The sequence below is a fragment of the Agromyces archimandritae genome, assembly GCF_018024495.1.
In the GTDB taxonomy this organism is placed as follows: domain Bacteria; phylum Actinomycetota; class Actinomycetes; order Actinomycetales; family Microbacteriaceae; genus Agromyces; species Agromyces archimandritae.
This window is the reverse complement of record NZ_CP071696.1, coordinates 2,415,063-2,441,316: the sequence shown is the minus strand read 5'-3', so window position 1 is coordinate 2,441,316 and position 26,254 is coordinate 2,415,063. Positions and strand designations below refer to the sequence as shown.

Sequence of the window (26,254 nt, the reverse complement as noted above, 5' to 3'; positions counted from 1 at the left end):
CCCGGCCTCTGCGCAATGCAGGAACGCAACCGTGTCGCGGCGGGTTCTGCCGCATGGGCGGCGCGACACGCCGTGCGCGTTCCTGCATTGCGCAGGAGGGCGCCTGCCCGGCGCCGCGCGGTGGGTAACGTGGGCTCATGATCCGCCCGCTCGTCGAACCCGGCGCCGAACCCGGCCCCGCCGAGACCCTGCGCACCGCCCGGCAGACGCGCCTGCCCGGCATCGGCCCCGACGGGGCCCGCCGCATCGCGGCCGCCCGCGTGCTCGTGCTCGGCGCCGGCGGTCTCGGCTCCCCCGTGCTGCTCTCGCTCGCCGGCGCGGGCGTCGGAACCCTCGGCATCGTCGACGACGACGAGGTCGCCCGGCACAACCTGCACCGGCAGCTGCTGTTCGGCGTCGACGACATCGGCACCCCGAAGACGGCCGCCGCCGCACGCCGCATCGCCGGAATCGCCCCCGACACCGTCGTGCACGAGCACCGGCTGCGGCTCGACGAGGCGGAGGCGCGCCGCATCTTCACCGGCTACGACCTCGTCGTCGACGGCACCGACAATTTCGCGACGCGCTACCTGGCCGATTCGATCTGCGACGCGCTCGGGCTGCCGCTCGTGTGGGGGGCCGCGGTCGGCTACGACGCGCAGGTCACCGTGTTCTGGCGCGGCGCACCCGCCGGCCGGGCGACGCGCCTGACCGATCTGCACCCCTCGGCCCCGGCCGACGCGCCGAACTGCGAGGACGCCGGCGTGCTCGGCCCGCTGACCGCGCAGACGGGGGCCCTCATGGCCGCCGAGGTGCTGAAGCTCGTCACCGGGGTGGGCGATCCGCTGCTCGGCCGCATGGTCTCGATCGACGCCCGCTCGGCGTTGTTCCGCGAGATTCCGTTGCGGGCGGCGGGGGTGGATGCCGGGGCGACGGCGGACGCGGGGGTTGCGGCGAACACGACGGCGGTGGATGCCGGGCCGCACCCGACCGGGCGGAGCGCCCCCGCGGCATCCGCACCCCGGATCTCGGTGCGGGAGCTCCGCGAACGCCTCGCCGCCCGCGATGCCGGCCGCGACGCGTTCACCCTGCTCGACGTGCGGGAGGCGGCCGAACGGGCCGAGCGCTCCATTCCGGGTTCGATCCACCGCCCCCTCGACATGCTCGACCCCGCCGGGATCGACCGGGCGCACCCGGTGATCGTGCACTGCCACGGCGAGGCGCGCGCCGAACGGGCTGCGGCCTCGCTGTCGGCGGCCGGCCTCGACGTCGCCGTGCTGCGCGGCGGCATCGTCGGCTGGAGCGAATCGTGAGCGGGCCCGGCCCCCTCGAACCCGTCGAGGCGCAGCAGGCGCGCGTGCTCGCCGCCGTGCGGGTGCTGGGCTCCGAGAGCCTTCCGCTCGGCGCGGCCGCCGGGCGCACGACGGCGGCCGAGGTGCGTGCGGCCGTGCCCATCCCGGTCTTCGACAACTCCGCGATGGACGGGTATGCGGTGCACGCCGCCGACCTCACCGCGGCGAGCGCCGAGCGGCCGTCCCTGCTGCCGGTCGTCGCCGACCTCGCCGCCGGCACGGACCTGACCCCCGAGCTGCCGCAGGGGGCGGCCGCGCGCATCATGACGGGTGCCCCGCTGCCGCCCGGCGCCGATGCGATCGTGCCCGTCGAAGACACCGACGGCGGGGTGGATCGCGTGTCGATCCGCCGGGCGCCCGTCCGCGGCGCGCACATCCGCCGCGCCGCCGAAGACCTCGCCGTCGGCGACTCCGTGCTCGCCGCCGGAGTCCGGCTCACGCCGGCACGCCTGGCCGCAGCCGCCGCGGCCGGGCACGGCTCCCTCGAGGTGCGGCGGCGCCCGCGGGTGGCGGTCGTCGCGACCGGCAGCGAACTCGTCGCACCCGGCGCACCCCTGCGGCCCGGAAGCATCCACGACTCGAACTCGACCCTGCTCGCCGGCCTCGTCGTCGGCGCCGACGCCGAGCTCGTGCTCGCCGAACGCGTGCCCGACGACGACGCCGCCCTCATCGCAGCCCTGGCTCGCGCCCGCGCCGTCGGGGTCGATGCGATCGTGCTGTCGGGCGGGGCGAGCGTCGGCGCCTACGACGTCGCCCGCTCCGTGCTGGAGCCGCGCGGCATCGCGTTCCGCCGCATCGCCATGCAGCCCGGCAAGCCGCAAGGGTTCGGCGTGCTCGAGGGGGTGCCGGTGTTCGCGCTGCCCGGCAACCCGGTGAGCGTCGCCGTCTCCTTCGAGGTGTTCGTGCGGCCGGCGCTGCGCACCATGCAGGGGCGGGCGCCGTTCCCGCCGCCCGTGCACGCGCTCGCCGCCGTCGGCTGGCGCACGCCCCCCGAGCGCCGCCAGTACGCCCCCGTCGCCCTCGAATACGACGGGCCCACGCTGCTGGCCCGCCCCGCCTCTGCCGGCGGATCCGGATCGCATCTCGCCGGCAGCCTCGCCCTCGCCGACGGATTCGCCGTCGTGCCCGCCGAACGCAGCGAGGTGCGCCCGGGCGACGAACTGGCTGTCATGCTGGTCGGATGAGCGACGCCTTCACCCACCTCGACTCCGACGGCCACGCACGCATGGTCGACGTCACCGAGAAGACCCCGACCGTGCGCACCGCCTCGGCGCGCGCCTTCGTGCGGTGCTCCCCCGAGGTCGTCGCGGCGCTGCGCACGGGCGACGTGCCGAAGGGCGACGTGCTCGCCGTCGCGCGCATCGCCGGCATCCAGGCCGCGAAGAAGACCCCCGAACTGCTGCCGCTCGCGCACGTGATCGGCGTGCACGGCGCCGCCGTCGACCTCGACCTGGGCGACGCCGGCCTCGCGATCACCGCGACCGTGCGCACCGCCGACCGCACCGGCGTCGAGATGGAGGCCCTCACGGCGGCCTCGGTCGCCGCCCTCGCCGTCGTCGACATGGTCAAAGGCATCGACCGCGGCGTCGAGATCGCGCACGTGCGCATCGAGTCGAAGTCCGGCGGACGGAGCGGGGAATGGACGCGAACGGCCTGACGCCCGGGGTGGATGCGGCGGGCGAGGGCTCGCGAGTGGATGCCGTGAGGGCGGCCGGCCCCGGCGATGCCGCCCGCGGGGTGGACACCGCCGGCGGGGCCGAGCCCGATGCCGCGTTCGATGCGATCGTGCTCGCCGGCGGGCGTTCCGCACGCCTCGGGACGCCGAAGGCCGACGTGCGGATCTGCGGCACGACCCTGCTCGAACGAGCGATTGCGGCGACCGCGGGCGCGCGGCGCACCGTCGTCGTCGGGCCTCGCCGCGCCCTCCCGGCCGGCGTGCTCGCCGCGCGCGAGGAACCCGCGTTCGGCGGGCCGGTCGCCGGGATCGCCGCCGGACTGGCCGCGCTCGACGCAGCCCCGCCCGGGGCATCCACCGGGGCATCCACCCCGCCGTGGCTGCTCGTGCTGCCCTGCGATCTGCCGAACGCGGCCGGTGCCGCCGCAGCCCTCCGCGCGGGTTCCGAGCAGGCGGGCGCCGACGGCGTCGTCTTCGACGGCGAGCGCCCGCAGCCGCTGCCGGGCCGGTACCGCACCGCGGCGATCCGGGCACGCCTCGCCGCACTCGGGCATGTGGACGGCGCATCCATGCGGGCCCTCGTCGACGGCCTCGCGCTCGTTCGCGTGCCCGACCGCGGGGCGGTCGGCGCGGACGTCGACACGTGGCAGGATGTCGCACGAGCCCGCCGCATCGAAGGAGACACCATGTCCGGCACCCCCGAAGAACTCGATCGCTGGGTCGCCGCGCTCGCCGAAGAGCTCGGATTCGACGCGGCATCCACTCCCGTCGGCGGGGTGCTCGACCTCGCCCGCGATGCCGCGCACGGCGTCGCCCGCCCTGCCGCCCCGCTCACCGCCTACCTCGTCGGGCTCGCCTCCCAGGGCGACCCGGCCCGTTTCGAGGAGCTCGCCGGGCGGGCCCGGGCGCTCGCCGCACGCTGGCCGGACGCGGCGGCGCCGACGCCCGCTCCCCCCTCGGCGGGGGCCGGGGCGTGACGCTCATCCGGTACTTCGCCGCAGCGGCCGAAGCCGCCGGCCGACCGGAAGAGCCCACGTCGGCGGCCACCCTCGGCGAACTGCTCGACGGCCTGGCCGAGCGTCCGGGCCTGGCCGAGGTGGTCGCGCGCTGCTCGATCCTCATCGACGGCGTCCGCAGCGAGGACCGCGGCGCCCGCATCGACGGCGCCGCCCTCGTCGACGTGCTGCCCCCCTTCGCCGGCGGATAGGCGCCTCCGGCATCCGTCGGTCGAGTAGCGAAGCGTATCGAGACCCCGTGCGAGCAGGTCTCGATACGCGCTTCGCGCTACTCGACCGGCGCAACCCGGCATCCGTCGGTCGAGGAGCGAAGCGTATCGAGACCCCTTCCGAGCAGGTCTCGATACGCGCTTCGCGCTACTCGACCGGCGTGCCGCGGCATCCGTCGGTCGAGTAGCGAAGCGTATCGAGACTCCGTGCGAGCAGGTCTCGATACGCGCTTCGCGCTACTCGACCGGCGAACTGGTCTCGATACGCGCTTCGCGCTACTCGACCGACGAACTGGTCTCGATACGCGCTTCGCGCTCCTCGACCGGCGTGCGGGGCCGGCTCAGCCGCCGATGGCGCTCATGGGGCGGCCCGGCTGCAGGAAGCCGGGCTCGTCGATGCCGTGGCCGGCTCGCTTGCCCGCGATCGAGACGCGCATGACCTCGGCGAGGCGCTCGTCGTCGGCGCCGCCGCGGAGGAGGGCGAGGAGGTCGGACTCCTCGCGGGCGAAGAGGCAGTTGCGGAACTGGCCGTCGGCCGTGATCCGCACCCGGTCGCATGCGCCGCAGAACGGGGCCGTGACCGAGGCGATCACGCCGACCGAGGTGGGGCCGTCGTCGACGAGCCAGCGTTCGGCCGGCGCCGAGCCGCGTTCGCCGAGCGGCGTCAGGCGGAACGCCTCCGAGAGGGCCTCGAGGATCTCCTCGCCGGTGACCATCTCGACGCGCGACCAGACATGCCCGGCGTCGAGCGGCATCTGCTCGATGAAGCGCATCTCGGCGTCGTAGCCCTGGGCGAAGCGGACGAGGTCGACGAGTTCGTCGTCGTTCACGCCGCGCATCGCGACCGCATTGAACTTGATCGGCGCGAAGCCGGCCGCGCGGGCCGCCTCGATGCCGGTAAGCACGTCCTCCAGCCGGTCGCGTCTCGTGAGCTCGGCGAACCGCTCGGCGCGGAGCGTGTCGATGCTGATGTTCACCCGGGCGAGGCCCGCCTCGGCGAGCTCGGCGGCGACGCGGTCCAGGCGGATCGCGTTCGTCGTCATCGACACCTCGAGCGGCCCGGTCGGCCCCTCGATCGCGGCCATGCGGGCGACGACGTCGACGACGTCGGGGCGCAGCAGCGGCTCGCCGCCGGTCAGGCGCACCTCGACGATGCCGAGGCCGGCGGCGACCCGGGCGATGCGTTCGAGCTCGTCGGTCGTGAGGATCGACTGCTTTGCGATCCACGGCACGCCCTCGGCGGGCATGCAGTACGTGCAGCGCAGATTGCAGCGATCGGTGAGCGAGATGCGCAGGTCGCGGTGCACCCGGCCGAAGCGATCGACGAGGCCGCCCGCGTCGCCCTTCACAGTCCCACCCACTGCGACTCCCCCTCCGCGCTCCACTGCTTCTTCCAGATCGGCAGCTCGTGCTTGACGTCTTCGACGAGGGCCTCGCAGACGCGGAACGCCTCGGCGCGGTGCGCGGTCGCGACCGCGACGACGACGGCGGTATCGCCGACGCCGAGCCGCCCGATGCGGTGCGTCACGGCGATCCGGGTGCCGTCGGCGTCGTGCCGTTCGGCGAGCGAGCGGAGCACCGCCTCGGCGTCCGGATGCGCCGAATAGTCGAGGCGGACGACGCTGCCGGCGATGCCGGGGTCGTGGTCGCGCACCTGGCCGATGAATACGGCGACGGCGCCTGCGGCGTCGGACTGCACGGCGTCCAGGTGCGCGGACGCGTCCAGCGGCTCGTCCGAGATCGCGGCGAGGCGGATCATGCGGTGGCCGCCCGGTGCGCCGCGGCGTCGTGGTCCCCGCCATCGAGCTGCGAGAGCACGTGCGCCGCCACCGAGAGCACGACGTCGAGTCCGTCGGCGGCGCCGCCGGGCGAGCCGGGCAGGTTCGCCACGAGGGCGCCGCGACCCCCGGGTCCGGTCGCGATGCCGGCGAGGGCGCGCGAGAGCATCCCGTGCGAGCCTCCGCGCCGGCGGATCTCCTCGGGGATGCCGGGCAGCGTGCGGGCGAGCAGCGGGGCGGTGCCCTCGGGGGTCTCGTCGCGGGGCCCGATGCCGGTGCCGCCGGTGGTGACGACGAGGCGGGCGCCGGAGGCCACTGCCTCGGCGATCGCGGCTCGGACCGAGTCGGCTCCGTCGGGCACGAGCGCGCCGGCCGCATCCCACCCCGCCTCGCGCAGCCGCGCGACGAGCACGGGTCCGGTCGCGTCCGGCCGCTCGCCGCGGGCGGAGCGGTCCGACACGGTCACGACCCGGGCTGCCTCCATTCCGTCAGGGTAGCCGAGGCGGCCGTCGCCGCCGGCACCGCGGACCGGCACGCCGGGGCACGGCGCGCTCCCCGACCGCAGGCGGTGGGTGCGTGGCGCCGAGCGCGTGGCGCCCCTCGGACGGGGTGTACGGGGCATCCACCCCCGAACCCCCTTTCTACGGCGCGTAGAATCGGCGATCCGACCGCCTGCTCGAAGGCTCGCCACGCCGCGTGGTCAGGGCATTCTCCCCCGCTGGCGAGCAACCGGCGCGCCGGAGCAACTCTTGCCCTGACCATGAGAACGGGGTCAGACTGAGCCAAGACCGTGCATCACAGGGGCGGCGGACCGTGAACCACAGGGGGCGGCGATGAGCGATCCGAAACCGGCTGAACCGGGCAGCGAGCTGAAAGACGACCTGTCCAACTGGGATCCGGAGAACCCGGCACGCTGGTCGTCGAAGCGCGCATGGGGCACCCTGTGGATCACCACGTACACGATGTTCATCAGCTTCGCGACGTGGTACGTCGTCAGCGCGATCGCACCGCGCCTGAACGACATCGGCTTCGCCCTGGACTCCGGGCAGCTGTACTGGCTCGTCGCGATCCCGGGCCTCGCGGCGGGCCTCTTGCGCATGGTGTTCATGTTCCTGCCGCCGATCCTCGGCTCCCGCACGCTCGTGGTGGTCTCCGCCCTGCTGCTGCTCATCCCGCTGCTCGGGTGGACGTTCGTCGTGCGCGACACCTCGACGCCGTTCTGGGTGCTGATGGCGCTCGCGTTCGCAGCCGGCATCGGCGGCGGCACCTTCTCGGGCTTCATGCCCTCGACGAGCTATTTCTTCCCGAAGCGCCTGTCGGGCACGGCCCTCGGCCTGCAGGCCGGCCTCGGCAACTTCGGCATCTCGTTCATCCAGCTGATCACGCCGTGGATCGTGGGCTTCGGCCTGTTCGGCACGGCGGCGATCGCGCCCGAGGTGGATGTCGAGGGCGGGTACGTGTGGCTGCACAACGGCGGTCTCGTGCTCGTGCCCTGGGTGCTGCTGGCCGCCTTCCTCGCGTTCATGTTCATCAGGCGGGTGCCGGTGAAGGCGAACTTCCGCGAGCAGTTGAAGATCTTCGGTCTGAAGCACACGTGGATCCAGACGGTGCTCTACGTCATGGGCTTCGGCCTGTTCTCGGGGCTCGGCGCGCAGACGGGTCTGCTCATCGGGCAGCTGTACGGCGGCTTCGAGGGGGCGCCGAACGCGCTCGCGTTCACCTTCATCGGGCCGGCGATCGGCGCGCTCGTGCGTGCGGCGTGCGGCCCGCTCTGCGACCGCTGGGGCGGCGGCATCTTCACCCTCGTCGGCGCGATCGGCATGTTCGCCGGCTGCATCGTGACGATGTTCTTCCTCGCGCCGAGCGACGTCGGCCAGTTCTGGGGGTTCCTCACCGGCACCCTCATCATCATGTTCTTCTCGGGCCTCGTGAACGCCGGCACGTTCAAGCAGATGCCGATGATCTTCCCGAAGCTGCAGGCGGGCGGCGCGATCGGCTGGACGGCATCCGTCGCCGCCTTCGGCCCGTTCTTCGTCGGCGTGCTGCTGTCGAGCATCGGCGTGTTCCCGTTCTACATCTGGTCGGCGGCGCTCTGCCTGGTGAGCGTGTGGCTGGCCTGGTACTACTACGTGCGCCCCGGCGCCGAGGCAAGGAGCTGAACCTCCATGACGACCACCGAACCGCAGGGCAAGACCCGGCACGCCACCGACGGGGCGCTTTCGAACGGGCTCATCGAGCTCGGGCGCTTCTTCCGCAAGGGCGAGGTGGCGCCGGACCTCCGCAGCGTGTTCCTCGAGGGCGGCCGCAAGGGCGACGTGTTCTACCGCGACCGCTGGTCGCATGACAAGGTGGTGCGTTCGACGCACGGGGTGAACTGCACGGGCTCCTGCTCGTGGAAGGTGTATGTCAAAGACGGCATCATCACCTGGGAGACGCAGCAGACCGACTACCCGAGCGTCGGCCCCGACTCCCCCGAGTACGAACCGCGTGGATGCCCGCGAGGCGCCGCATTCAGCTGGTACACCTATTCGCCCACGCGCGTGCGCTACCCGTACGTGCGCGGGGTGCTGCTGGAGTCGTACCGGCGGGCGAAGGCCGAGCAGGGCGGCGACCCGGTCAAGGCGTGGGCGGCGCTCACCGACGACGCCGAGACGAGCCGCGCCTACAAGCGGGCGCGCGGCAAGGGCGGCCTGGTACGGGCGAACTGGGACGAGGTGCTCGAGATCGTCGCGGCCGCCCATGTGCACACGATCAAGCGCTACGGGCCCGACCGGGTCGCCGGCTTCTCGCCGATCCCGGCGATGTCGATGGTCTCGCACGGCGTCGGGGCGCGGTTCATCAACCTCATCGGCGGCACGATGCAGTCCTTCTACGACTGGTACGCCGACCTGCCGGTGGCCAGCCCCCAGGTCTTCGGCGACCAGACCGACGTTCCCGAGTCGGCCGACTGGTGGAACTCCAGCTACCTGATGATGTGGGGGTCGAACGTGCCGGTGACGCGCACGCCGGACGCCCACTTCATGACGGAGGCCCGCTACCGCGGCACGAAGGTCGTCGTCGTCAGTCCCGATTTCGCCGACAACACGAAGTTCGCCGACGAATGGGTGGCCCCGCACCCCGGCACCGACGGGGCGCTGGCGACGGCGATGGGGCATGTCATCCTCCGCGAGTTCCTCGCCGGATCCCCCGCCGAACGCGAGCCGTACTTCGCCGGCTACCTGACGAAATACACGGATGCGCCGTTCCTCGTGACCCTCGAGCCGCACGGCGACGGGCTCGTGCCGGGCAAGTTCCTGACGGCCGAGGACCTGGGGGTGGATGCCGCCAACGCCGCCTTCAAGCCGGTGCTCCTCGACGAGCAGGGCCGACCGCAGGTGCCGAACGGCACCCTCGGGCACCGCTTCGGCGAGGCCGACGAGGGCGACTGGAACCTGGACCTCGGCGACATCCGCCCGCCGCTGTCGATCGCCGACCTCGACGAGGGCCTGCAGCTGGCCGTCGACCTGCCCCGCTTCGACGTCGACCCGGGCGACCCCGAGGACGACCCGGAGCGGGCGCACGCCGGCGGGGCCGGTTCGGTGCGCCGCGGGGTTCCGGCCCGCCGCATCGGCGATCGGCTCGTGACGACCGTCTTCGACCTCATGCTCGCCCAGTACGGGGTGGGCCGCGACGGCATGCCGGGCGAGTGGCCGACGGGCTACGACGACGCATCCACGCCCGGAACGCCGGCCTGGCAGGAGGAGCTGACGGGGGTGCCTGCGGCGCAGGCGGAGCGGATCGGCCGCGAGTTCGCGGTGAACGCGCGCGACTCCGGCGGGCGTTCGATGATCCTCATGGGTGCCGGCACGAACCACTGGTTCCACTCCGACACGATCTACCGCACCTTCCTCGCCCTGACGATGATGACCGGCTGCCAGGGCGTGAACGGCGGCGGGTGGGCGCACTACGTCGGGCAGGAGAAGGTGCGCCCGGTGACCGGCTACACGCAGTACGGCACCGCGAGCGACTGGGTGCGGCCCGGTCGAGCGATGATCGGCACGGCCTTCTGGTACCTCGCGAGCGACCAGTGGCGTTACGACGGGCTGCCGGCCGATCTGCTGTCGGCGCCGACCGGATCGGGCCGCTTCGCCGGGCAGACGACGGCCGACCTGCTCGTCGAGTCCGCCAAGCGCGGGTGGATGCCGAGCTACCCGAGCTTCGACCGCAACCCGCTGGATCTCGTCGACGAGGCCGAGGCGGCCGGGGTGGATCCGAAGCAGTACGTCGTCGACGAACTCGACGCCGGGCGGCTGCGTTTCGCGTGCGAGGACCCGGACGATCCGGCGAACTTCCCGCGGGTGCTGAACATCTGGCGGGCGAACATCCTGGGCTCCTCGGGCAAGGGCAACGAGTACTTCCTGAAACACCTGCTCGGCACGGATGCGTCGCTCCGGGCGTCCGAGTCGACGATCGACCGCCGCCCCGAGTCGATGACGTGGCACGACGAGGCGCCGGAGGGCAAGCTCGACCTGCTCGTCACGAGCGACTTCCGGATGACGTCGACGACGCTGTTCTCCGATGTCGTGCTGCCGGCGGCGACCTGGTACGAGAAGTACGACCTCTCCTCGACCGACATGCACCCCTTCGTGCACTCCTTCAGCCCGGCGATCGACCCGCCGTGGCAGACGCGCACCGACTTCGACATCTTCGCCGGGCTCGCGGCGCGCTTCTCGCAGATGGCGGTCGAGCACCTGGGCGTGCGGAAGGACCTCGTCGCGGCGCCCTTGCAGCACGACACCCCGGATGCGATGGCGGCGCCGCACGGCATCGTCGGCGACGATCTGCCGCGGGTTCCCGGGGTGACGATGCCGAAGCTCGTCGTCGTGGAGCGCGACTACCCGCAGGTCGCCCGGCGGCTGCTCAGCCTCGGCCCGCTCGCGGCGAAGCTCGGTCTGCCGACGAAGGGCGTCGTGTACCGCGTCGAGGACGAGCTGGAGCGCCTCGCGAGCCTGAACGGGGTCGTGCCCGAGGGCCGCCAGGGCGCGGGATCCATCCGCCTCGACACGGCGGAGCGGGCCTGCGAGATGATCCTCGCCCTCTCCGGCACGACGAACGGGCAGCTCGCCGTGCAGGGCTTCCGCACCCTCGAGAAACGCACGGGCAAGCCGATGGCGTTCCTCGCCGAGGACCACGAGGGCGAGCACATCACCTTCGCGGATGTGCGGGCGCGGCCGATGAGCGTCATCACGTCGCCGGAATGGTCCGGCTCCGAGCACGGCGGCCGCCGCTACACGGCGTTCGCGCAGAACGTGGAACTGCTGAAGCCGTGGCACACCCTCACCGGGCGCATGCACTTCTTCCTCGACCACGACTGGATGGCCGAACTCGGCGAGCAGATGCCGGTGTTCCGCCCGCCGCTCGACCTCGCCCGCCTCTACGACTACCCGGTGCCAGGCGAGCGGGCCGACGCCGGCGGCGAGCAGGGCGTCGCGGTGCGCTACCTGACGCCGCACTCGAAGTGGTCGATCCACTCGGAGTACCAGGACAACCTCTTCATGCTCGCGCTCTCGCGCGGCGGCCCCACCATCTGGATGAGCCCGGGCGACGCGGACCGGATCGGCGTCGTCGACAACGACTGGATCGAGGCGGTCAACCGCAACGGCGTCGTCGTCGCCCGCGCCGTCGTCTCGCACCGGATGCCGGAGGGCACCGTGTACATGTACCACGCGAAGGACCGGACGATCGATGTGCCGAGGGCCGAGACGAGCGGGCTGCGCGGCGGCATCCACAACTCGCTCACGCGCATCCTGCTGAAACCGAGCCACCTGATCGGCGGCTACGCGCAGCTGTCGTGGGCGTTCAACTACCTGGGGCCGACCGGCAACCAGCGCGACGAGGTGACGGTCATCCGCCGTCGCAGCCAGGAGGTGGTGTACTGATGCGGGTCATGGCGCAGATGTCGATGGTGATGAACCTCGACAAGTGCATCGGATGTCACACCTGCTCGGTGACCTGCAAGCAGGCGTGGACGAACCGCTCGGGCGTCGAATACGTGTGGTTCAACAACGTCGAGACCCGCCCGGGGCTCGGCTACCCGCGCCGTTACGAGGATCAGGAGGAGTGGAAGGGCGGCTGGGTCCGCACCCGGAACGGCCGCCTGAAGCTGAAGGCCGGCGGCAAGCTGAAGAAGCTCGCCACGATCTTCTCGAACCCGAAGATGCCCGACATCCAGGACTACTACGAGCCCTGGACGTACGACTACGACATGCTGCTGAACGCCCCCGCCGGCGAGCAGACCCCGGTGGCCCGGCCGGTGAGCCTGCTCACGGGCGAGCCGACGAAGATCACCTGGTCGGCGAACTGGGACGACGACCTCGGCGGCTCCACGGCGACCATGGCCGACGACCCGATCCTGCAGCACATGTCGGAGCATGTCGCCGAGGAGTTCGAGCAGACGTTCATGTTCTACCTGCCGCGCATCTGCGAGCACTGTTTGAATCCCTCCTGCGTGGCCTCCTGCCCGTCCGGGGCGATGTACAAGCGCAGCGAGGACGGCATCGTCCTCGTCGATCAGGACAAGTGCCGCGGCTGGCGCATGTGCGTCTCGGGCTGCCCGTACAAGAAGGTCTACTTCAACCACAAGACCGGCAAGGCCGAGAAGTGCACCCTGTGCTACCCGCGCATCGAGGTCGGGCTTCCGACGGTGTGCTCGGAGACCTGCGTGGGGCGGCTGCGCTACCTCGGACTCGTGCTCTACGACGTCGACAAGGTCGCCGAGGCCGCCTCGGTCGAGGACGAACACGATCTGCTGGAGGCCCAGCGCGACGTGTTCCTCGACCCGCACGACCCGGCCGTGATCGCCCAGGCGCGCGCGGATGGCATCCCCGAGGACTGGATCGACGCCGCCCAGCGGAGCCCGATCCACCGCCTCATCAGCGAATACCGGGTGGCGCTGCCGTTGCACCCCGAGTACCGCACGATGCCGATGGTCTGGTACATTCCGCCGCTGTCGCCCGTCGTCGACGTGGTCGCCGGCAGCGGCGCCGACGGCGAGGACGCCCGCACCCTGTTCGCCGCGATCGACAAGCTGCGGATCCCGATGGAGTACCTCGCCGGCCTCTTCACCGCAGGCGACATGGAGCCCGTCGCCGAGTCGCTGAAGAAGCTCGCCGGCATGCGCTCGTACATGCGCGATGTGAACCTCGGCGCCGAGCGCGACGAATCGATCGCCGCCTCGATCGGGATGACGGGCGCCGAGGTCGAGGAGATGTACCGGCTGCTCGCGATCGCGAAGTACGACGAGCGCTACGTCATCCCCACCGCCCACGCCGAGCAGGCCCGCGACCTCGAGGAGCTCGCCTGCTCCCTCGACTACGAGGGCGGCCCGGGCATGGGCGGGGCGGGCCCCTTCGGGCAGTCCAGCGGCCCCGATGTGCCGGTCGCCGTCGAGAACTTCCACGCCCTCGCGAACCGGCAGCGCGCCGACCGGCCCTCCACGCCGGGCCGGGTGAACCTGCTGAACTGGGACGGCAACGGCAGCCCGTCCGGCCTCTTCCCGCCGAAGGACGAGGAATGAGGCTTCCCCGGCAGATCCGTTTCTCGCGCCCGCCGGCGCGCATCGCCCCGGTGCGCATCGACGAGCAGGCCCGCCGCAGCCTCCACATGGTGCTCTCGCTGCTGCTCGACTACCCGGGCGAGGCGCTGGACGACGGGCGCGTGCGCACGGCCGCGTCGAGTCTGCCGGAGCCGTTCGGCGAGGCGGTGCGCGAGTTCCTGTCGCGAGTGGATGCCATGGCGCGCCCCGAGCTCGAGGACCACTACGTGCGCACCTTCGACCTGAAACGCAAGTGCAGCATGTACCTGAGCTATTACGCGACCGGCGACACCCGCCGCCGCGGCACGGCGCTCATCGCGTTCCTCGACGCCTACCGCGCCGCCGGATGGGAGTTCGACGCCGCCGAACTGCCCGACTACCTGCCGGCCGTACTGGAGTTCTCGGCCCTCAGCGACTCGCCGATCGCCGCCGAGCTGATCGCCGCCCACCGCGAGGGCATCGAGGTGCTCCGCGAGGCCCTCGACCGGCTCGGCAGCCCCTACGCCGGGCTCGTCGGCGCCCTCTGCCGAAGCCTGCCCGAGCTCGACGAGGCCACCCTCGAGCGTTACCGCACCCTCATCGAGGAGGGGCCGCCTGCCGAAACGGTCGGCCTGCCCTTCCCGCAGCTGGCGCCGTACGGGGGCGGATCCACCGCGCCGCTCGGCGCCGCAGCCGGCCCCGCCGGAACCGCACCATTCGGAACCGCCTCTTTCGGAACAGCCCCGTTCGGATCGGAGACCGCACCGTGAACCCGCTCGACATCCTCGCCTGGGTCGCCTACCCCTACGCCGCCGCGGCCGTGTTCATCGTCGGCCACATCTGGCGGTACCGCTACGACAAGTTCGGCTGGACGACGCGGTCGAGCGAACTGTACGAGAAGCCGCTGCTGCGCTGGGGCTCGCCGATGTTCCACTTCGGCATCCTGATGGTCATCGTCGGCCACGTCGTCGGCCTCCTGATCCCCCGCGAGTGGCTCTACGCCATCGGCATCGACGAGCACATCTACCACATCGGCGCGACGGTGCTCGGCACGGCGGCGGCCGTCCTCACCCTCGCGGGCCTGGCGATCCTGATCTATCGGCGCCGCACCGTCGGCCCCGTCTTCCTCGCGACGACCGTCATGGACAAGATCATGTACGTCGTGCTCGGCGCGACCCTGCTCTTCGGCACCATCGCCACCATCCAGTTCCAGATCTTCGAGGGCGGCTACCAGTACCGCACGACCGTCTCGCCGTGGGTCCGCAGCCTCCTCGGCTTCCAGCCGCAGCCCGAGCTCATGGCGACCGTGCCGCTCTGGTTCCAGCTGCACGTGCTGACGGCGACGCTGCTGTTCGCGCTGTGGCCGTTCACGCGCCTCGTGCACGTGTTCTCGGCGCCCGTCGGCTACCTGTTCCGGCCGTACCTCGTGTACCGCTCGCGCGACGCCGTCGCCCCGGGCCGCACGCCCCGGCGCGGCTGGGAGGGCATCGAGGCGCCCGACCCGAAGCGGCTCACCAGGCCGTAGCCGCGCCCCGCCGGTCGAGGAGCGAGGCACGAGCGTATCGAGACCCCCGAGCACCGGGCCTCGATACGGCGCTGGCGCGCCTACTCGACCACCGTCCGCCGGTCGAGGAGCGAGGCACGAGCGTATCGAGACCCCCGAGCACCGGGCCTCGATACGGCGCTGGCGCGCCTACTCGACCACCGTCCGCCGGTCGAGGAGCGAGGCACGAGCGTATCGAGACCCGCCCCCTCCCCGAGTGGATGCCGGGTCGCGCTGCCACGGGCGGATCCGCTGCGAGCGGCATCCGCCCCACGACGCCGCCCGGCGCGCGAGGCTCGGATCATGAGCGAAACCGAGACCCCGCCGCCGCCCATCGACGCGGTGCTGACCGCACGCCTCTTCCACGAGCGCATCATCGTGCTCGGCAGCGAACTCGAGCCGGCCGGCGGCAACCGGCTCGTCGCCCAGCTGGCCGCGCTCGCAGCCGACGACCCGCGCCGCGACATCCGCTTCTGGATCAACAGCCCCGGGGGATCGGTCGTCGACATGCTCGCGATCCGCGACGTCATCCGCACGATCCCGAACGATGTCTGGACCGTCGCGACCGGCATGGCCGCCAGCGCCGGGCAGTTCCTGCTCTCGGCCGGCACCCCCGGCAAGCGCCGCGCGCTGCCGCACGCGCGCATCCTGCTGCACCAGGGCTCGGCGGGCATCGGCGGCACCGCCGTCGACATCGAACTGCAGGCCGAGGACCTCCGCCGCACCCGCGACACCGTGCTCGGCATCATCGCCGACGACACCGGGCAGCCGATCGAACGCGTCCGCGAGGATTCGCTGCGCGACCGCTGGTACAGCGCCGAAGAGGCCCTCGAGTACGGCTTCATCGACGGCATCCTGAGCGGCTTCGAGGAGTTCTTCGGCGACGCCGGCCGCCACGTGACGGGGATGCGCGCATGAGCTCCTACACGATCCCCTACGTCACCGAGCGCCGCGGCAACGGCGAACGCTCCCTGGACGTGTACAGCCGGCTGCTGTCGGAACGCATCGTCTACCTCGGCACCGAGATCGACGACGGCGTCGCGAACGTCCTCATCGCCCAGTTCCTGCACCTGGCCGCTGACAGCGCCGAGGCGCCCGTGCAGCTCTACATCAACTCCGCCGGCGGCGATCCGGGCGCCGCCCTCGCCGTCTACGACACGATGCAGCACATCCGCCCGCCCGTGGCGACGACCTGCGTCGGCCAGGCCGTCGGCCCGGCCGCGGTGCTCCTGGCCGGCGGCGCGGGCGGGCGGCGGTCGATCCTGCCGCACGGCCGCGTCGTGCTGCACCAGCCGGCGAGCCAGGGCCGCGGGCCCATCCCCGATCTCATCCTGCACGCCGACGAGGTCGTGCGCGTGCGCGCCGAACTCGAGGAGGCGCTCGCCCGCGACACGGGCAAGTCGGCCGCCGAGCTCCGCCATGACACGGATCGCGACCTCGTGCTGCCGGCGGCCGCGGCCGTCGCCTACGGCCTCGCCGACCACCTGCTCGCCGCCCCGCCCACCCCGCCGGTCGAGTAGCGAGGCACGAGCGCATCGAGACCTGCCCCGCACCCACCCCCGCCGGTCGAGTAGCGAGGCACGAGCGTATCGAGACCCCCGCGCACCGGGCCTCGATACGGCGCTGCGCGCCTACTCGACCACCGCCCCGCCGGTCGAGTAGCGAGGCACGAGCGCATCGAGACCCCCGAGCACCGGGCCTCGATACGGCGCTGCGCGCCTCCTCGACCGCCGCCCCGCCGGTCGAGGAGGGAGGCACGAGCGTATCGAGACCCGCGAGCACCGGGCCTCGATACGGCGCTGCGCGCCTACTCGACCACCGCCCCGCCGGTCGAGTAGCGAGGCACGAGCGTATCGAGACCCGCCCCCGCGCGCGTCAGGCCGCGAGGAGCGTTTCGGAGCGGGGCGCGGCCGCCGGCGGGGCGGCCACCGGCATCCACTCGCCGGCACGTTCGCCCGGGCGGATCGAGGAGCCGAGCTCGCGCACGAGGCCGCCGCGTGCGGGGGCCGACAGCCGGTCCGCGACGCGCCGCGCGAGGTCGAGGAGCGTCAGCCCGAGCGCAGCGGCGACCGACTCCAGGATCTCGCTCGAGGGCTCTTTCAGCCCCCGCTCGACCTCCGACAGGTACTGCGGCGACACACCGGCGGCCGCGGCGACCTCGGTGATGATGCGTTCCTGCCCGTGGCGTTCGGCGCGGAGCACCTCGCCGACGAGGTGGCGCCACAGGCGGCGCGGGGCGCGGGATGCGGCGGTGAACTCGATGACCTTGCCCATAGGCCGAGGCTATCCGCGGGCGGGCAGGCGCGGCAGGGCGATCCGCTCACAGCAGAACGCGGTGGATGCCCTGGCGCGATTTCAGCCGAGGGCGTCGGCGATCGGCGTCGAGCCGGCGTTGAAGCGGATCGTGCGGTGCGCCGTCTCCGGACGGGCCAGCACCTCGGCGGCGACCCGGGCGACGTCGTCGCGCGAGACGCGCCCGCTCGCCGTCGCCTTCGCGTCGATCGTGCCGGTTCCGGGGTCGTCGGTGAGGCTCCCCGGGCCGAGCACGGTCCAGTCCAGCGCGCTCGCCCGCAGGTGCTCGTCGGCGGCGGCCTTCGACTCGGCGTAGGCGTAGAAGGAGTTCTCGGGCGAGACGCCGTGGTCGGGCGAGGAACCGAAGTACGACACCATCACGTACCGCGTCACCCCCGCCTCGGCGGCGGCGTCCATCGAACGGATCGCCGCATCGCGATCGACGGCGTAGGTGCGGGCCGGATTGCCGCCGCCGGCCCCGGCCGACCAGACCACGGCATCGTGGCCGGCGATGACGGCGGCCAGCCCCGCGGTGTCGAGTTGCTCCACGTCGGCGACGACGGCGAACGCCCCGGTCGCCTCGACGTCGAGCGCCTGCCCGGGGTCGCGGATCACGGCATCCACCGTGTCGCCCCGATCCGACAGGATCCGCTCGAGCCGCAACGCGACCTTGCCGTGCCCGCCGATGATGAGAATGCGTGCCATGATGCGTCCTTCCCCTCAGCCTTCCACGCTACGGCCTCGCGGCGGCGGTGTCACCGGGGCGGCGCACCCGGAGCCCGTACAGGCCGGCCGCGCGCCCGCCGCCGCCCCGTCCTCAGAGCGGGAGCCGCATGAGCCAGCGCCGCAGCCCGGCCGAATGCGAGTCGGTCTCGAGCACCCGCTCGAAGCCGGCCGACTCGAAGAGCTCGGTCGTGCCCATGTAGGCGAGCGTTCCGTTCACGCGACCGCCCGCGGCATCCACCGGATACGCCTCGATCGCCGGCGCACCCTGCTCGCGCGCATACTCGACCGCGGCGCCGAGCATCGCCCGGGCGACGCCCTGCCGCCGGTACCCGGCGCGCACGACGAGGCACACGATGCTCCACGGGTCGAGCTCGTCGGCGAACGGGATCGTGCGCGAATGCATGAGGCGGTGGTACGTCGAGCGCGGACTCACCGAGCACCAGCCCGCCGGCTCCCCGTCGACGTAGGCGACGACGCCGGGCGGGGTCCCTTCTTCGGCGTAGCGGCGCAGCCGCCCCGGCCGGCCCGCGGCGCCGAGCGCTTTGCTCTCGGGGTTCGGGATCCGGTACGTCAGACACCAGCACGCCGGCGCACCGGCCTGCTTGGGCGCGAGCACGGTCTCGACGGCGTCGAAGCGGTCGGCGGTCGCGGGATGCACCTCGATCATCCCCCGATGATGGCGCGGATCCCGGGCCGCGTCCAGGTTGCGCGCGGGACTCGCCGCAGCAGCGCACCGTGCGGGAGGATGGAGGCATGGCGGCCCCCACGCTGGAGTCGATCGCCCGGGAGCTCTACACGACGCGCCCGGAGGCGTTCGTCGCCGCCCGCAACGCCCGCGCGGCCGAACTCGCGGGCGATACCGGGACGAAGGCCCTGGCCGCCGAAGTGCGGCGTCTGCCGCGGCCCGGCCCGGCCGCATGGGCGGTCGATCTGCTCGCCGCCGATGACGCGCTCGGCGAACTCCTCGGGCTCGGGGCCGAGCTGCGCGATGCGCAGTCCGCCCTGGACGCGGCCGCCCTCGCCCGTCTCGGCGGCGAGCGCCGCGAGCTCGTCGCCGGCCTCGTCCGGCGTGCGGCGGATCTCGCCGAAACCCACGGCGGGGTGCTCAGGCCGGCCGCCGCGGACGAGGTGTCGCAGACGCTGCAGGCGGCGACGACGGATGCCGCCGCTGCCGCCGCGGTCGCGAGCGGCCGACTGGTGCGCCCGCTCGAAGCGGTCGGGCTCGAGGTCGCGCTCGACGGCGCGATCGCCGGCGCGCTGCCGGAGCCGGACGCGAGCGGTGGCCGCCGCGGCCCGGGCGGCGTGCCGCGCGCCACGGCATCCACTCGCGGGAAGCCCGATGACGGTACCGATGACGCCGCCGCGCTGCGGGCTTCCCGGGCCGCGGCCGCGCGTGTGCGGGAGGCCGAGCGGGAACTCCGCCGCGCCGAGGCACGGCTCGCCCGGCGGCGGGTCGCGCTCGACGAGCTCGAGGAGGAGCAGGAGCGGCTCGAGGCGCGCCTCGCGGCCGTGCGCGAGGAGTCCGCGGCGGCCGGTCGCACGGCGGCGGCCGCCGAGCGGGAGCGCGACCGGGCCGACGACGCGGTGCACGCCGCCCGCGGGCGACTGAGCGGCGAGGGCTCGCCTCAGTGACCCGTGGATGCCGGGCGCGGTGCGTCCAGCATCCGCCGCGTGAGCATCGCCGCCCCCGCGACGGCCGCCGGCATCACCGCGACCGCGCCGAACGGCACCATGAAGCACAGCTGCACGGCGATGCCGAAGCCGAGTTGCCGGGCACCGAAGCCGCGCCGCACCCGGTGCCGGGCATCCGCCCCGAGGTCGCGTGCGGCCAGGCCCCGTGAGGTGAGCTCGCGGCCGAGCACCCACCCCGAGAGCACGACGCCGGCCACCGGGCCGAGCACGGCGCCGATCACCGGGACCGCGCCGGCCGCCGCCGCGGCGAGCGCCGCGACCAGGCCGAGGCCGATGAGCGCCGCCGCATCCGCGACGCCCCGCCAGAAGCCTGCCCCGCCGGCGGGCGGGTCGCCGGCCTCGGTCTCGACGGCCATCCAGATGCGCTCGTAGAAGGGGTCGCCGACGGCGAGCGTCACGGCTGTGAACGTGACCGCGACGAGCAGTACGGCCGCCGTGAACCCGGCGATGCCGAGCGCGATGCGCACCGCGCCGGCCCAGAACGGATGCCAGCCGTCGGCGAACGGCGTGACCAGGTCGACGAGCCCGGGCAGCTGCATGCCGAGCACGATGAGCGCGGCGAGCGCGAGCGCCCCGACGATCGCCGCCGGCACGAGGCCGAGGAACATGAGCCGGGGCCGCCGCCCCCAGAACGCGAAGCCGCGGCCGAGGTCGCCGATGCCGGCGAAGAACGCCGCGATCACGGGCTCAGCCTACGGTGCCGCGAGTCGGCGGGCATGCCGTAGCCTCGAATCATGAACCGCACCGCCTGGACCGTCATCGGTGCGATCGTCGCCGTCGTCATCGCCTGGTTCCTCGTGGGTGTGCTCATCGAGCTGCTGGGGTTCCTCGCCAAGCTGGTCCTGGTCGCCGCGATCGCCGTGGCCGTCTTCTTCGGGTTGCGTGCGATCTTCACGCGCACGAAGAGCCGCAGCAGCTGATCCCGCAGCACGCTCGGCTCGGGCGGCGCCGGCATGGGGCGCCGCGGCACGGGCTGCGCCACGGCATCCACTCGCCGGCCGAACCCCGCGCCTCAGGACGCGATGGCCTCGAGGTCCGCGAGCACGCGGTCGAAGGGCACGCCGCCGTGGGTCAGCACGGTCCAGCGCTGCTCGTGGCGCAGCATCGACGACTCGCCGTTCTTCAGGCCGGGCAGTCTCGGCCCGGTGTGCCCGGCGATGTGCGCGACCGTCGAGCGGATGAGGTTGCCGTGGGCGACGGCGAGCACGCGCTGCCCGGGGTGGATGCCGCGGATGCGCTCGATCCCGCGCAGCCCGCGCGGGCCGACGGCCTCGTGGGGTTCCATACCGGGGATCCCGGCCAGTTGACGCCGTCGCACTTCGGTGACCTCGAGCCCTTCGGCCTCGCCGAAGCCCTGTTCGATGAGGTCGTCGTAAGCGGGCCCGAGCGGGAGGGCGAGTTCGCCGGCGATGATGGATGCCGTTTCGCGCGCCCGCGACAGGGGCGAGCTGACGACGAGGTCCCAGTCGTGTTCGGCGAGCGCGGCGACGGCGTCGCGCGCCTGCAGCCGGCCGGTGTCGTTCAGGGGGATGTCGGTGGTGCCCTGGAACAGTCCTCGGAGGTTCCAGTCGGTCTGGCCGTGGCGGATGAGGGCGAGCATCCTGCCAGCCTAGGGTCGCCGGCCGGACGTTGCGTGTGCCGGCAGCCGGCTCCCGGTCCGCCGTCAGGGGCCGCTGATACCCTGCAACCGGACACCGCAGTCCGGTCTCAGAGGCGCGCGGTGTGATCTCAGGGAAAGAGGAATCATGACCAAGAAGATCGTCGTCGTGATCGGCGTCGGCGGCATGGGCAAGCTCATCGCGGAACGGCAGGGAGCAGGCCGCACGCTGCTCATCGCGGACTTCAACGCGAGCGCCCTCGAAGAGGTCGCCACCGCCCTCCGCGGCGACGGCCACGACGTCATCACCCAGCAGGTCGACGTCGGCGACCGGGCCTCGGTGGAGGCGCTCGCGCAGGCCGCGGCCGCCGCAGGCGACGTCGTCGAAGTCATCCACACCGCCGGCCTGTCGCCGACCCAGGCGCCCACCGAGGCGATCCTGCGGGTCGACCTGCTCGGCGTGGCCCACACGCTCGACGCCTTCGCCGAGGTCGTCGCGCCCGGCGCCGCCGGCGTCGTCATCGCGAGCATGGCCGGGACGATGGCCGCACCGAGCCTGCCGGCCGAACTGCAGCAGGCGCTGCAGTTCACGCCGACCGAGCAGCTGCTCGACATCCCGCTCGGGGCACCCGAGAAGCCGCTCGACCCGGGCGCCGCGTACTCGATCGCGAAGCGCGCCAACCAGCTGCGCGTGCAGGCCGCGAGCCTTGCCTGGGGCAAGCGCGGTGCGCGCATCAACTCGATCAGCCCCGGGGTGATCTCCACCCCGATGGGCCAGCTCGAGCTCGCCAGCGACAGCGGCACCCAGATGCGCGGCATGATCGACGGTTCCGGCACGGGCCGGATCGGCACCCCGACCGACATCGCGAACGCGGCCGCGTTCCTCCTCGGGCCGCAGGCCTCGTTCGTCACCGGCGCCGACCTGCTCGTCGACGGCGGCGCGGTCGCCGGCGTGTTCACCGGCGGCTCGCGCGGCTGAGCCCCGCGGGCCGGCACGGGCCGCCGAGCCGCGCACGGCGGTGCGCCCCGGCATCCACTCGCGAATGGATGCCGGGGCGCACTCGTGCCGGCAGGCTCTCAGGCCCGACCCGCCCTCAGGCCCGGGCGGCCTCAGACTCGGACGCACCGCCCCCGCCGTGCGAACCGCCCCCGCCGTGGCCGATGACGGACCCCGGCACGTGGCGGTACGGAATCGCGAGGGCGATCGCCCCGGCTCCGAGGGCGACCCCGCAGCCGATGAGGAGGCCGACGCGGAAGCCGTCGAGCGTGGGGATGGCGTGCCCGCCTCCGGCATCCACGCTCATGGTCGCGAGCACGACGCCGACGACCGCAGCCGACACCGAGGTGCCGATCGAGCGCATGAGCGAGTTCACGCTGTTGGCCGAACCCGTCTCACTGCGCGGTACGGCACCCATGACGAGGGCGGGCATCGCGCCGTAGGCGAAGCCGACGCCGGCGCTCGCGACCATCGTCGTCGCGAGCAGCCCCCAGAGGCTGCCGGTCAGCAGCGTCGACCCGCCGTAACCGACCGCCATGATCGCGCAGCCGACGATGAGGGTGACCTTCGGGCCGCGCGCCTGCGAGAGGCGGGCGCCGATCGTCGAGACCGCCATCATCGCGATGCCCGACGGCGCCATCCACAACCCCATCTGCAGCATGGACTGCCCGTGGCCGTAGCCGGTCGCGGCCGGCAGCTGCATGAGCTGCGGGATGATGAGCGACTGCGCGTACATGGCTGCGCCGATCAGCACCGAGGCGAGGTTCGTGAGCAGCACCTGGCCGCGGGCGGCGACGCGCAGGTCGACGAGCGGGTCGGCCCGCCGCAGCTCCCATGCGCCCCAGGCGACGGCGACGACGGCCGCGATGACGAAGAGCCCGAGGGTGATCGGGCTCGCCCAGCCCCACTCGGCGCCCTTCGAGACGGCGAGGAGCAGGGCGGCCAGCACGATGCTCAGCCCGATGGTGCCGACGGCGTCGAAGCGGCCGCGGGCCATCGGCGGCACGGGCGGCACCGCCCAGAGGATGAGCCCGATGCAGGCGAGGCCGACGGCGGCGATCACCCAGAACAGGATGCGCCAGTCGGTGTACTGCGCGACGGCGGCGGCGACGGGCAGGCCCACGGCGGCGCCGATGCCCATGGACGAGCTCATGAGCGCGATCGCCGAGCCGATGCGTTCGGGCGGCAGGGTGTCGCGCAGCATGCTGATGCCGAGGGGCACGACGCCGGTGGCGAGGCCCTGCAGGGCACGGCCGGCGATCATCCACCCGATGCCGCCGGCGAGCGCGGTGACCGCAGATCCCAGGATGAGCGGGATGAGCGCGATCAGCATGACCTTGCGTTTGCCGTAGAGGTCGCCGAGGCGGCCGGTGAGCGGGGTGGCGACGGCGCCGGCGAGGAGGGTCGCGGTGACGGCCCATGCTGCGGTCGAGGCGCCGGTGCCGAAGAGGGCGGGCAGCTCTCCGATGAGGGGGACGATGAGCGTCGAGGTGAGGGAGACGACGATTCCGGAGAAGGCGAGGGTCGCGATCAGCGGCCCGCTGCGCAAGGGCGCGGCGTCAGGCATGGAGGTCCTTCAGATTGATATGTATGATGCATACCCGTTGTATCATGCATATCCGGTGGATGGCTCCGCGTGCGAGGCTGGTGCTGCCGCCGGTCGAGAGGAGCCACGAGTGGATGCCACGCGCGCCATCGAATTCGAGACGATGCTGCTCAGCCGCCACCTCGTCGAGATCACCGGCCGCCGCGAGCGCGGCCGCCTCGACCGCAGCGCCTACACCCTGCTCAGCCGGCTCCGGATGGCCGGCCCCATGTCGATCGGGGAACTCGCCGACGCCTTCGGCCTCGACCAATCGACCCTGAACCGCCAGACCGGCACCATGCTGAACGCCGGCCTCGTCGAACGCATCCCCGACCCGGCCGGCGGCATCGCCCGCAAGTTCCGCATCACGGCCGAAGGCGAACGCCGAGTGGATGCCGACCGCGCCGTGAACCTCGAAGCGCTCTCCCGCATCCTCGCCGGCTGGCCGCCCGCCGAGGCGGCCGCCTTCGCCCACGCCCTCCAACGCTTCAACACCGACATCGAACGCCTGAGCGGCCGCATCTGGCCGCGGCCGTAGGCGCTCCCGAGGCGGGCGCGGTGCGCCCCGGCATCCACTCGGGGAACCTCGCGCGTCAACCGCCCATCGTGTTCGTGCCGTCCGAGAGGACGGGGTTGATGATGCCGAGCAGGTTGCCGTCGGGGTCGCGGAAGTACGCGAGGCGGCCGATGCCCGGCATGTCGTCCGGCGGAAGGGATTCGGCTGCGCCGAGCGCGATCGCCGCCGCGAACGTCGCATCGACATCGTCGACCGAGACCACCAGATTGCAGCCGTTGATCGGGGCATCGGCCGCCGGCGCCGGGCCCTCGCGCACGGTCAGGCCGCCGTTGATCCCGTACCCCGGCGCATCCGGGGAGACCGAACCCTCACCCGTCTCGATCGACCAGTACGCCATATCGCCGAACTGCGCGACCTTCCAGCCGAAGAGGTCCCGGTAGAAGATCGCGAGCCGCTCCGGCTCCGCCCCGTGGATCTCGAAGTGCACGACGAGTGCGGACATCGTTCCGTCCCCCGATCGGCCGCGGCTCTCGCGGCCTCCGCCGCCGACCCTACGCGCACCCCCGGGCAGCCGCCCCGAATCCCGGACGGGCGGCACCGGCCCCTGCAGCCCATCCTGGACGGGCGGCGTCGGCCCCTGCAGCCCATCCTGGACGGGCGGCATCGGCCCCTGCAGCCCATCCTGGACGGGCGGCATCCGCGGCCGGCGCCCTCGTTGGCGTCCGCGCCCGGCGCCGCACCGCCCCCACTCACCGCCACCGACTCACGCTCCGCCCCGCCGCCCCACTCACCGCCACAGCTCCACGCCCCGCCGCTGTTTCGGAGATAACCACCGTTTCGGATGCATTCCGCGATATCCATCCGAAACGGTGGTTATCTCCGGATCCGTGGCGGATCAGCGGCCGATGAGGCCGTTCAGCCAGCCGGGGCCGGCCACGCGCGTGCCCGGCGGCAGTCGGTCGCGCAGTCCTCGGTCGGCGGTGATGACGAGGAGGCCCGTGCCGTCGCCACCGAGGAACGCGACGATCTCCGAGTCGCCGTCGGCTGGGGCGACGACGAGGTCGAGCTCGGGCGGCGCCTCGGCGGTGGATGCGCGGCCCTCCACCACGGCGGTGACGGCGTCGATGCGGAGCTGCCCGCCGTCCGGGCCGGTGACGGTCGCTCCGACGAGGGGTGCGAGGCGCGCGAGCAGCCGGGTGGCCGCACCGGCGCGATCGCGCCACCAGCCGTCGGGGACGGAGCCGACGACGTTCGCGACGTCGACGACGAGCCGGAGGCCGGGGACGGGCTGCATGGGGCGATCATGCCACGGACGGGCCGCGGCATCCACGCCCCCGCATCCGCGCCCCGCCGAGGCGGCACCCTCGCGCGCCGGCGCCCGCGCTCGCGCTCGCCAGCATCCCGGAGATCGCCACGGAATCGGATGGATACCGGGGATTTCATCCGGAACCGTGGCGATCCCCGAATCTGTGGTGGAGAAAGCAGCGCCGCGGGGCAGTGGGCGAGGGGGTGATCGGTACCCAGCGCCCGGCGCGCGGCGACCGGCGCGCGGGGGTGATCGGTGCCCAGCGGCCGGCGCGCGGCGACCGGTGACTGCGCGCCGCGGCCGCTGCCAGCGCGCGGTGCCCGGTGCGCCAGCGCCGGAGGGCGACCTGGGTCGCCCGCCACGGTTCCGGAGATCGCCACGGAATCGGATGGATACCAGGGGATGCATCCGGAACCGTGGCGAACTCCGATTCCGTGG

General features: G+C 73.1%; 27 protein-coding genes. 16 read left to right on the top strand and 11 right to left on the bottom strand.

What is annotated here, in order from left to right; translation table 11 throughout:
* Positions 1–137: 137 nt before the first annotated feature.
* From G127AT_RS11145 to G127AT_RS11120, 5 genes are read left to right on the top strand one after another with little or no spacing between them, the layout of a single operon-like run.
* Positions 138–1,292, top strand: coding sequence for a ThiF family adenylyltransferase (locus tag G127AT_RS11145; protein WP_210896889.1), 1,155 nt, complete (start codon positions 138–140; stop codon positions 1,290–1,292).
* Complete coding sequence (locus tag G127AT_RS11140) at positions 1,289–2,515, top strand: molybdopterin molybdotransferase MoeA (RefSeq protein WP_210896887.1); 1,227 nt, start codon at positions 1,289–1,291, stop codon at positions 2,513–2,515. Before G127AT_RS11145 ends, G127AT_RS11140 begins: the two co-directional genes overlap by 4 nt.
* Positions 2,512–2,988, top strand: coding sequence for a cyclic pyranopterin monophosphate synthase MoaC (gene moaC, locus G127AT_RS11135; protein WP_210896885.1), 477 nt, complete (start codon positions 2,512–2,514; stop codon positions 2,986–2,988). The genes G127AT_RS11140 and moaC overlap by 4 nt, the downstream gene beginning before the upstream one ends.
* The gene (locus tag G127AT_RS11130; RefSeq protein ID WP_244857544.1) at positions 2,970–3,983 is read left to right on the top strand and encodes an NTP transferase domain-containing protein; all 1,014 of its coding nucleotides are present in this window, start codon (positions 2,970–2,972) and stop codon (positions 3,981–3,983) included. Before moaC ends, G127AT_RS11130 begins: the two co-directional genes overlap by 19 nt.
* Positions 3,980–4,213, top strand: a complete 234-nt coding sequence (locus G127AT_RS11120; protein ID WP_210896883.1) for a MoaD/ThiS family protein — start codon at positions 3,980–3,982, stop codon at positions 4,211–4,213. Before G127AT_RS11130 ends, G127AT_RS11120 begins: the two co-directional genes overlap by 4 nt.
* A 359-nt stretch (positions 4,214–4,572) precedes the next feature.
* Here the strand turns inward: G127AT_RS11120 and moaA are convergent, their stop codons facing one another.
* From moaA to G127AT_RS11105, 3 genes are read right to left on the bottom strand one after another with little or no spacing between them, the layout of a single operon-like run.
* Positions 4,573–5,580: a GTP 3',8-cyclase MoaA gene (gene moaA / locus G127AT_RS11115; protein WP_244857543.1), complete on the bottom strand. Its 1,008-nt coding sequence runs from the start codon at positions 5,578–5,580 to the stop codon at positions 4,573–4,575.
* Complete coding sequence (locus G127AT_RS11110; protein ID WP_210902073.1) at positions 5,577–5,990, bottom strand: molybdenum cofactor biosynthesis protein MoaE; 414 nt, start codon at positions 5,988–5,990, stop codon at positions 5,577–5,579. Before G127AT_RS11110 ends, moaA begins: the two co-directional genes overlap by 4 nt.
* A complete protein-coding gene (locus G127AT_RS11105) occupies positions 5,987–6,493 on the bottom strand; it encodes a MogA/MoaB family molybdenum cofactor biosynthesis protein (RefSeq protein ID WP_210896881.1) in 507 nt (168 codons plus the stop codon). The genes G127AT_RS11110 and G127AT_RS11105 overlap by 4 nt, the downstream gene beginning before the upstream one ends.
* A gap of 349 nt (positions 6,494–6,842) precedes the next feature.
* Between G127AT_RS11105 and G127AT_RS11100 the strand changes: the two genes are divergently transcribed.
* The 7 genes from G127AT_RS11100 to G127AT_RS11070 all read left to right on the top strand — a co-directional run bounded on the left by G127AT_RS11100 (position 6,843) and on the right by G127AT_RS11070 (position 16,624).
* Positions 6,843–8,168: an MFS transporter gene (locus tag G127AT_RS11100; RefSeq protein ID WP_210896879.1), complete on the top strand. Its 1,326-nt coding sequence runs from the start codon at positions 6,843–6,845 to the stop codon at positions 8,166–8,168.
* Positions 8,169–8,174: 6 nt separating this feature from the next.
* Complete coding sequence (locus G127AT_RS11095; protein ID WP_210896877.1) at positions 8,175–11,927, top strand: nitrate reductase subunit alpha; 3,753 nt, start codon at positions 8,175–8,177, stop codon at positions 11,925–11,927.
* The gene (gene narH, locus G127AT_RS11090; protein ID WP_210896875.1) at positions 11,927–13,564 is read left to right on the top strand and encodes a nitrate reductase subunit beta; all 1,638 of its coding nucleotides are present in this window, start codon (positions 11,927–11,929) and stop codon (positions 13,562–13,564) included. Before G127AT_RS11095 ends, narH begins: the two co-directional genes overlap by 1 nt.
* Positions 13,561–14,331 (top strand): nitrate reductase molybdenum cofactor assembly chaperone, encoded by a 771-nt coding sequence (gene narJ / locus G127AT_RS11085; protein WP_210896873.1) that lies wholly within the window; start codon positions 13,561–13,563, stop codon positions 14,329–14,331. The genes narH and narJ overlap by 4 nt, the downstream gene beginning before the upstream one ends.
* Positions 14,328–15,086: a respiratory nitrate reductase subunit gamma gene (gene narI, locus G127AT_RS11080; RefSeq protein ID WP_210896871.1), complete on the top strand. Its 759-nt coding sequence runs from the start codon at positions 14,328–14,330 to the stop codon at positions 15,084–15,086. The genes narJ and narI overlap by 4 nt, the downstream gene beginning before the upstream one ends.
* Before the next feature lie 321 nt (positions 15,087–15,407).
* On the top strand, positions 15,408–16,022 hold the full coding sequence (locus tag G127AT_RS11075; protein WP_210896869.1) for a ClpP family protease: 615 nt from the start codon (positions 15,408–15,410) through the stop codon (positions 16,020–16,022).
* The gene (locus G127AT_RS11070) at positions 16,019–16,624 is read left to right on the top strand and encodes a ClpP family protease (RefSeq protein ID WP_210896867.1); all 606 of its coding nucleotides are present in this window, start codon (positions 16,019–16,021) and stop codon (positions 16,622–16,624) included. Before G127AT_RS11075 ends, G127AT_RS11070 begins: the two co-directional genes overlap by 4 nt.
* A gap of 355 nt (positions 16,625–16,979) precedes the next feature.
* On the opposite strand, the gene G127AT_RS11065 is transcribed toward G127AT_RS11070, so the two are convergent.
* The 3 genes from G127AT_RS11065 to G127AT_RS11055 form a co-directional block, all read right to left on the bottom strand.
* Positions 16,980–17,378, bottom strand: a complete 399-nt coding sequence (locus G127AT_RS11065; protein ID WP_210896865.1) for a helix-turn-helix domain-containing protein — start codon at positions 17,376–17,378, stop codon at positions 16,980–16,982.
* A gap of 81 nt (positions 17,379–17,459) precedes the next feature.
* Positions 17,460–18,101 carry an SDR family oxidoreductase gene (locus tag G127AT_RS11060; protein ID WP_210896863.1) on the bottom strand — a complete coding sequence of 214 codons (642 nt, stop codon included), beginning with the start codon at positions 18,099–18,101 and terminating at the stop codon, positions 17,460–17,462.
* 112 nt (positions 18,102–18,213) lie between these two features.
* Positions 18,214–18,789: a GNAT family N-acetyltransferase gene (locus G127AT_RS11055; RefSeq protein WP_210896861.1), complete on the bottom strand. Its 576-nt coding sequence runs from the start codon at positions 18,787–18,789 to the stop codon at positions 18,214–18,216.
* An 86-nt stretch (positions 18,790–18,875) separates the two neighbouring features.
* Between G127AT_RS11055 and G127AT_RS11050 the strand changes: the two genes are divergently transcribed.
* Positions 18,876–19,754 (top strand): transposase, encoded by an 879-nt coding sequence (locus G127AT_RS11050; protein WP_210896859.1) that lies wholly within the window; start codon positions 18,876–18,878, stop codon positions 19,752–19,754.
* Here G127AT_RS11050 and G127AT_RS11045 read toward each other — a convergent pair.
* Positions 19,748–20,497 carry an EI24 domain-containing protein gene (locus tag G127AT_RS11045; protein WP_244857542.1) on the bottom strand — a complete coding sequence of 250 codons (750 nt, stop codon included), beginning with the start codon at positions 20,495–20,497 and terminating at the stop codon, positions 19,748–19,750. The two genes, G127AT_RS11050 and G127AT_RS11045, sit on opposite strands and share 7 nt — an antisense overlap.
* A 51-nt stretch (positions 20,498–20,548) precedes the next feature.
* Here G127AT_RS11045 and G127AT_RS11040 point away from each other — a divergent pair, with 51 nt between their 5' ends.
* Positions 20,549–20,734: a hypothetical protein gene (locus G127AT_RS11040; RefSeq protein ID WP_210896857.1), complete on the top strand. Its 186-nt coding sequence runs from the start codon at positions 20,549–20,551 to the stop codon at positions 20,732–20,734.
* A 92-nt stretch (positions 20,735–20,826) separates the two neighbouring features.
* Here the strand turns inward: G127AT_RS11040 and G127AT_RS11035 are convergent, their stop codons facing one another.
* Positions 20,827–21,414, bottom strand: a complete 588-nt coding sequence (locus tag G127AT_RS11035) for a histidine phosphatase family protein (RefSeq protein ID WP_210896855.1) — start codon at positions 21,412–21,414, stop codon at positions 20,827–20,829.
* 145 nt (positions 21,415–21,559) lie between these two features.
* Between G127AT_RS11035 and G127AT_RS11030 the strand changes: the two genes are divergently transcribed.
* Positions 21,560–22,390: an SDR family oxidoreductase gene (locus G127AT_RS11030; RefSeq protein ID WP_210896853.1), complete on the top strand. Its 831-nt coding sequence runs from the start codon at positions 21,560–21,562 to the stop codon at positions 22,388–22,390.
* A gap of 115 nt (positions 22,391–22,505) precedes the next feature.
* On the opposite strand, the gene G127AT_RS11025 is transcribed toward G127AT_RS11030, so the two are convergent.
* A complete protein-coding gene (locus G127AT_RS11025) occupies positions 22,506–23,975 on the bottom strand; it encodes an MFS transporter (RefSeq protein ID WP_210896851.1) in 1,470 nt (489 codons plus the stop codon).
* A gap of 109 nt (positions 23,976–24,084) precedes the next feature.
* Here G127AT_RS11025 and G127AT_RS11020 point away from each other — a divergent pair, with 109 nt between their 5' ends.
* Positions 24,085–24,531, top strand: coding sequence for a MarR family winged helix-turn-helix transcriptional regulator (locus G127AT_RS11020; RefSeq protein ID WP_244857541.1), 447 nt, complete (start codon positions 24,085–24,087; stop codon positions 24,529–24,531).
* Between the two features lie 55 nt (positions 24,532–24,586).
* On the opposite strand, the gene G127AT_RS11015 is transcribed toward G127AT_RS11020, so the two are convergent.
* Both G127AT_RS11015 and G127AT_RS11010 read right to left on the bottom strand, forming a co-directional pair.
* Positions 24,587–25,012, bottom strand: a complete 426-nt coding sequence (locus G127AT_RS11015) for a VOC family protein (RefSeq protein ID WP_210896847.1) — start codon at positions 25,010–25,012, stop codon at positions 24,587–24,589.
* A 393-nt stretch (positions 25,013–25,405) separates the two neighbouring features.
* Positions 25,406–25,804, bottom strand: a complete 399-nt coding sequence (locus G127AT_RS11010; RefSeq protein ID WP_210896845.1) for a hypothetical protein — start codon at positions 25,802–25,804, stop codon at positions 25,406–25,408.
* Between the last annotated feature and the right edge of the window lie 450 nt (positions 25,805–26,254).

Bases quoted from the DNA above. Each gene is read 5' to 3' on its own strand.
- G127AT_RS11110 (WP_210902073.1), bottom strand. From the start codon at position 5,990: ATGATCCGCCTCGCCGCGATCTCGGACGAGCCGCTGGACGCGTCCGCG.
- G127AT_RS11015 (WP_210896847.1), bottom strand. From the start codon at position 25,012: ATGTCCGCACTCGTCGTGCACTTCGAGATCCACGGGGCGGAGCCGGAG.
- G127AT_RS11070 (WP_210896867.1), top strand. From the start codon at position 16,019: ATGAGCTCCTACACGATCCCCTACGTCACCGAGCGCCGCGGCAACGGC.
- G127AT_RS11060 (WP_210896863.1), bottom strand. From the start codon at position 18,101: ATGGCACGCATTCTCATCATCGGCGGGCACGGCAAGGTCGCGTTGCGG.
- moaC (WP_210896885.1), top strand. From the start codon at position 2,512: ATGAGCGACGCCTTCACCCACCTCGACTCCGACGGCCACGCACGCATG.
- narH (WP_210896875.1), top strand. From the start codon at position 11,927: ATGCGGGTCATGGCGCAGATGTCGATGGTGATGAACCTCGACAAGTGC.
- G127AT_RS11130 (WP_244857544.1), top strand. From the start codon at position 2,970: ATGGACGCGAACGGCCTGACGCCCGGGGTGGATGCGGCGGGCGAGGGC.
- G127AT_RS11075 (WP_210896869.1), top strand. From the start codon at position 15,408: ATGAGCGAAACCGAGACCCCGCCGCCGCCCATCGACGCGGTGCTGACC.
- G127AT_RS11145 (WP_210896889.1), top strand. From the start codon at position 138: ATGATCCGCCCGCTCGTCGAACCCGGCGCCGAACCCGGCCCCGCCGAG.
- G127AT_RS11030 (WP_210896853.1), top strand. From the start codon at position 21,560: ATGACCAAGAAGATCGTCGTCGTGATCGGCGTCGGCGGCATGGGCAAG.
- G127AT_RS11055 (WP_210896861.1), bottom strand. From the start codon at position 18,789: ATGATCGAGGTGCATCCCGCGACCGCCGACCGCTTCGACGCCGTCGAG.
- G127AT_RS11105 (WP_210896881.1), bottom strand. From the start codon at position 6,493: ATGGAGGCAGCCCGGGTCGTGACCGTGTCGGACCGCTCCGCCCGCGGC.
- G127AT_RS11010 (WP_210896845.1), bottom strand. From the start codon at position 25,804: ATGCAGCCCGTCCCCGGCCTCCGGCTCGTCGTCGACGTCGCGAACGTC.
- G127AT_RS11050 (WP_210896859.1), top strand. From the start codon at position 18,876: ATGGCGGCCCCCACGCTGGAGTCGATCGCCCGGGAGCTCTACACGACG.
- G127AT_RS11095 (WP_210896877.1), top strand. From the start codon at position 8,175: ATGACGACCACCGAACCGCAGGGCAAGACCCGGCACGCCACCGACGGG.
- narJ (WP_210896873.1), top strand. From the start codon at position 13,561: ATGAGGCTTCCCCGGCAGATCCGTTTCTCGCGCCCGCCGGCGCGCATC.
- G127AT_RS11100 (WP_210896879.1), top strand. From the start codon at position 6,843: ATGAGCGATCCGAAACCGGCTGAACCGGGCAGCGAGCTGAAAGACGAC.
- G127AT_RS11040 (WP_210896857.1), top strand. From the start codon at position 20,549: ATGAACCGCACCGCCTGGACCGTCATCGGTGCGATCGTCGCCGTCGTC.
- G127AT_RS11065 (WP_210896865.1), bottom strand. From the start codon at position 17,378: ATGGGCAAGGTCATCGAGTTCACCGCCGCATCCCGCGCCCCGCGCCGC.
- G127AT_RS11025 (WP_210896851.1), bottom strand. From the start codon at position 23,975: ATGCCTGACGCCGCGCCCTTGCGCAGCGGGCCGCTGATCGCGACCCTC.
- G127AT_RS11035 (WP_210896855.1), bottom strand. From the start codon at position 21,414: ATGCTCGCCCTCATCCGCCACGGCCAGACCGACTGGAACCTCCGAGGA.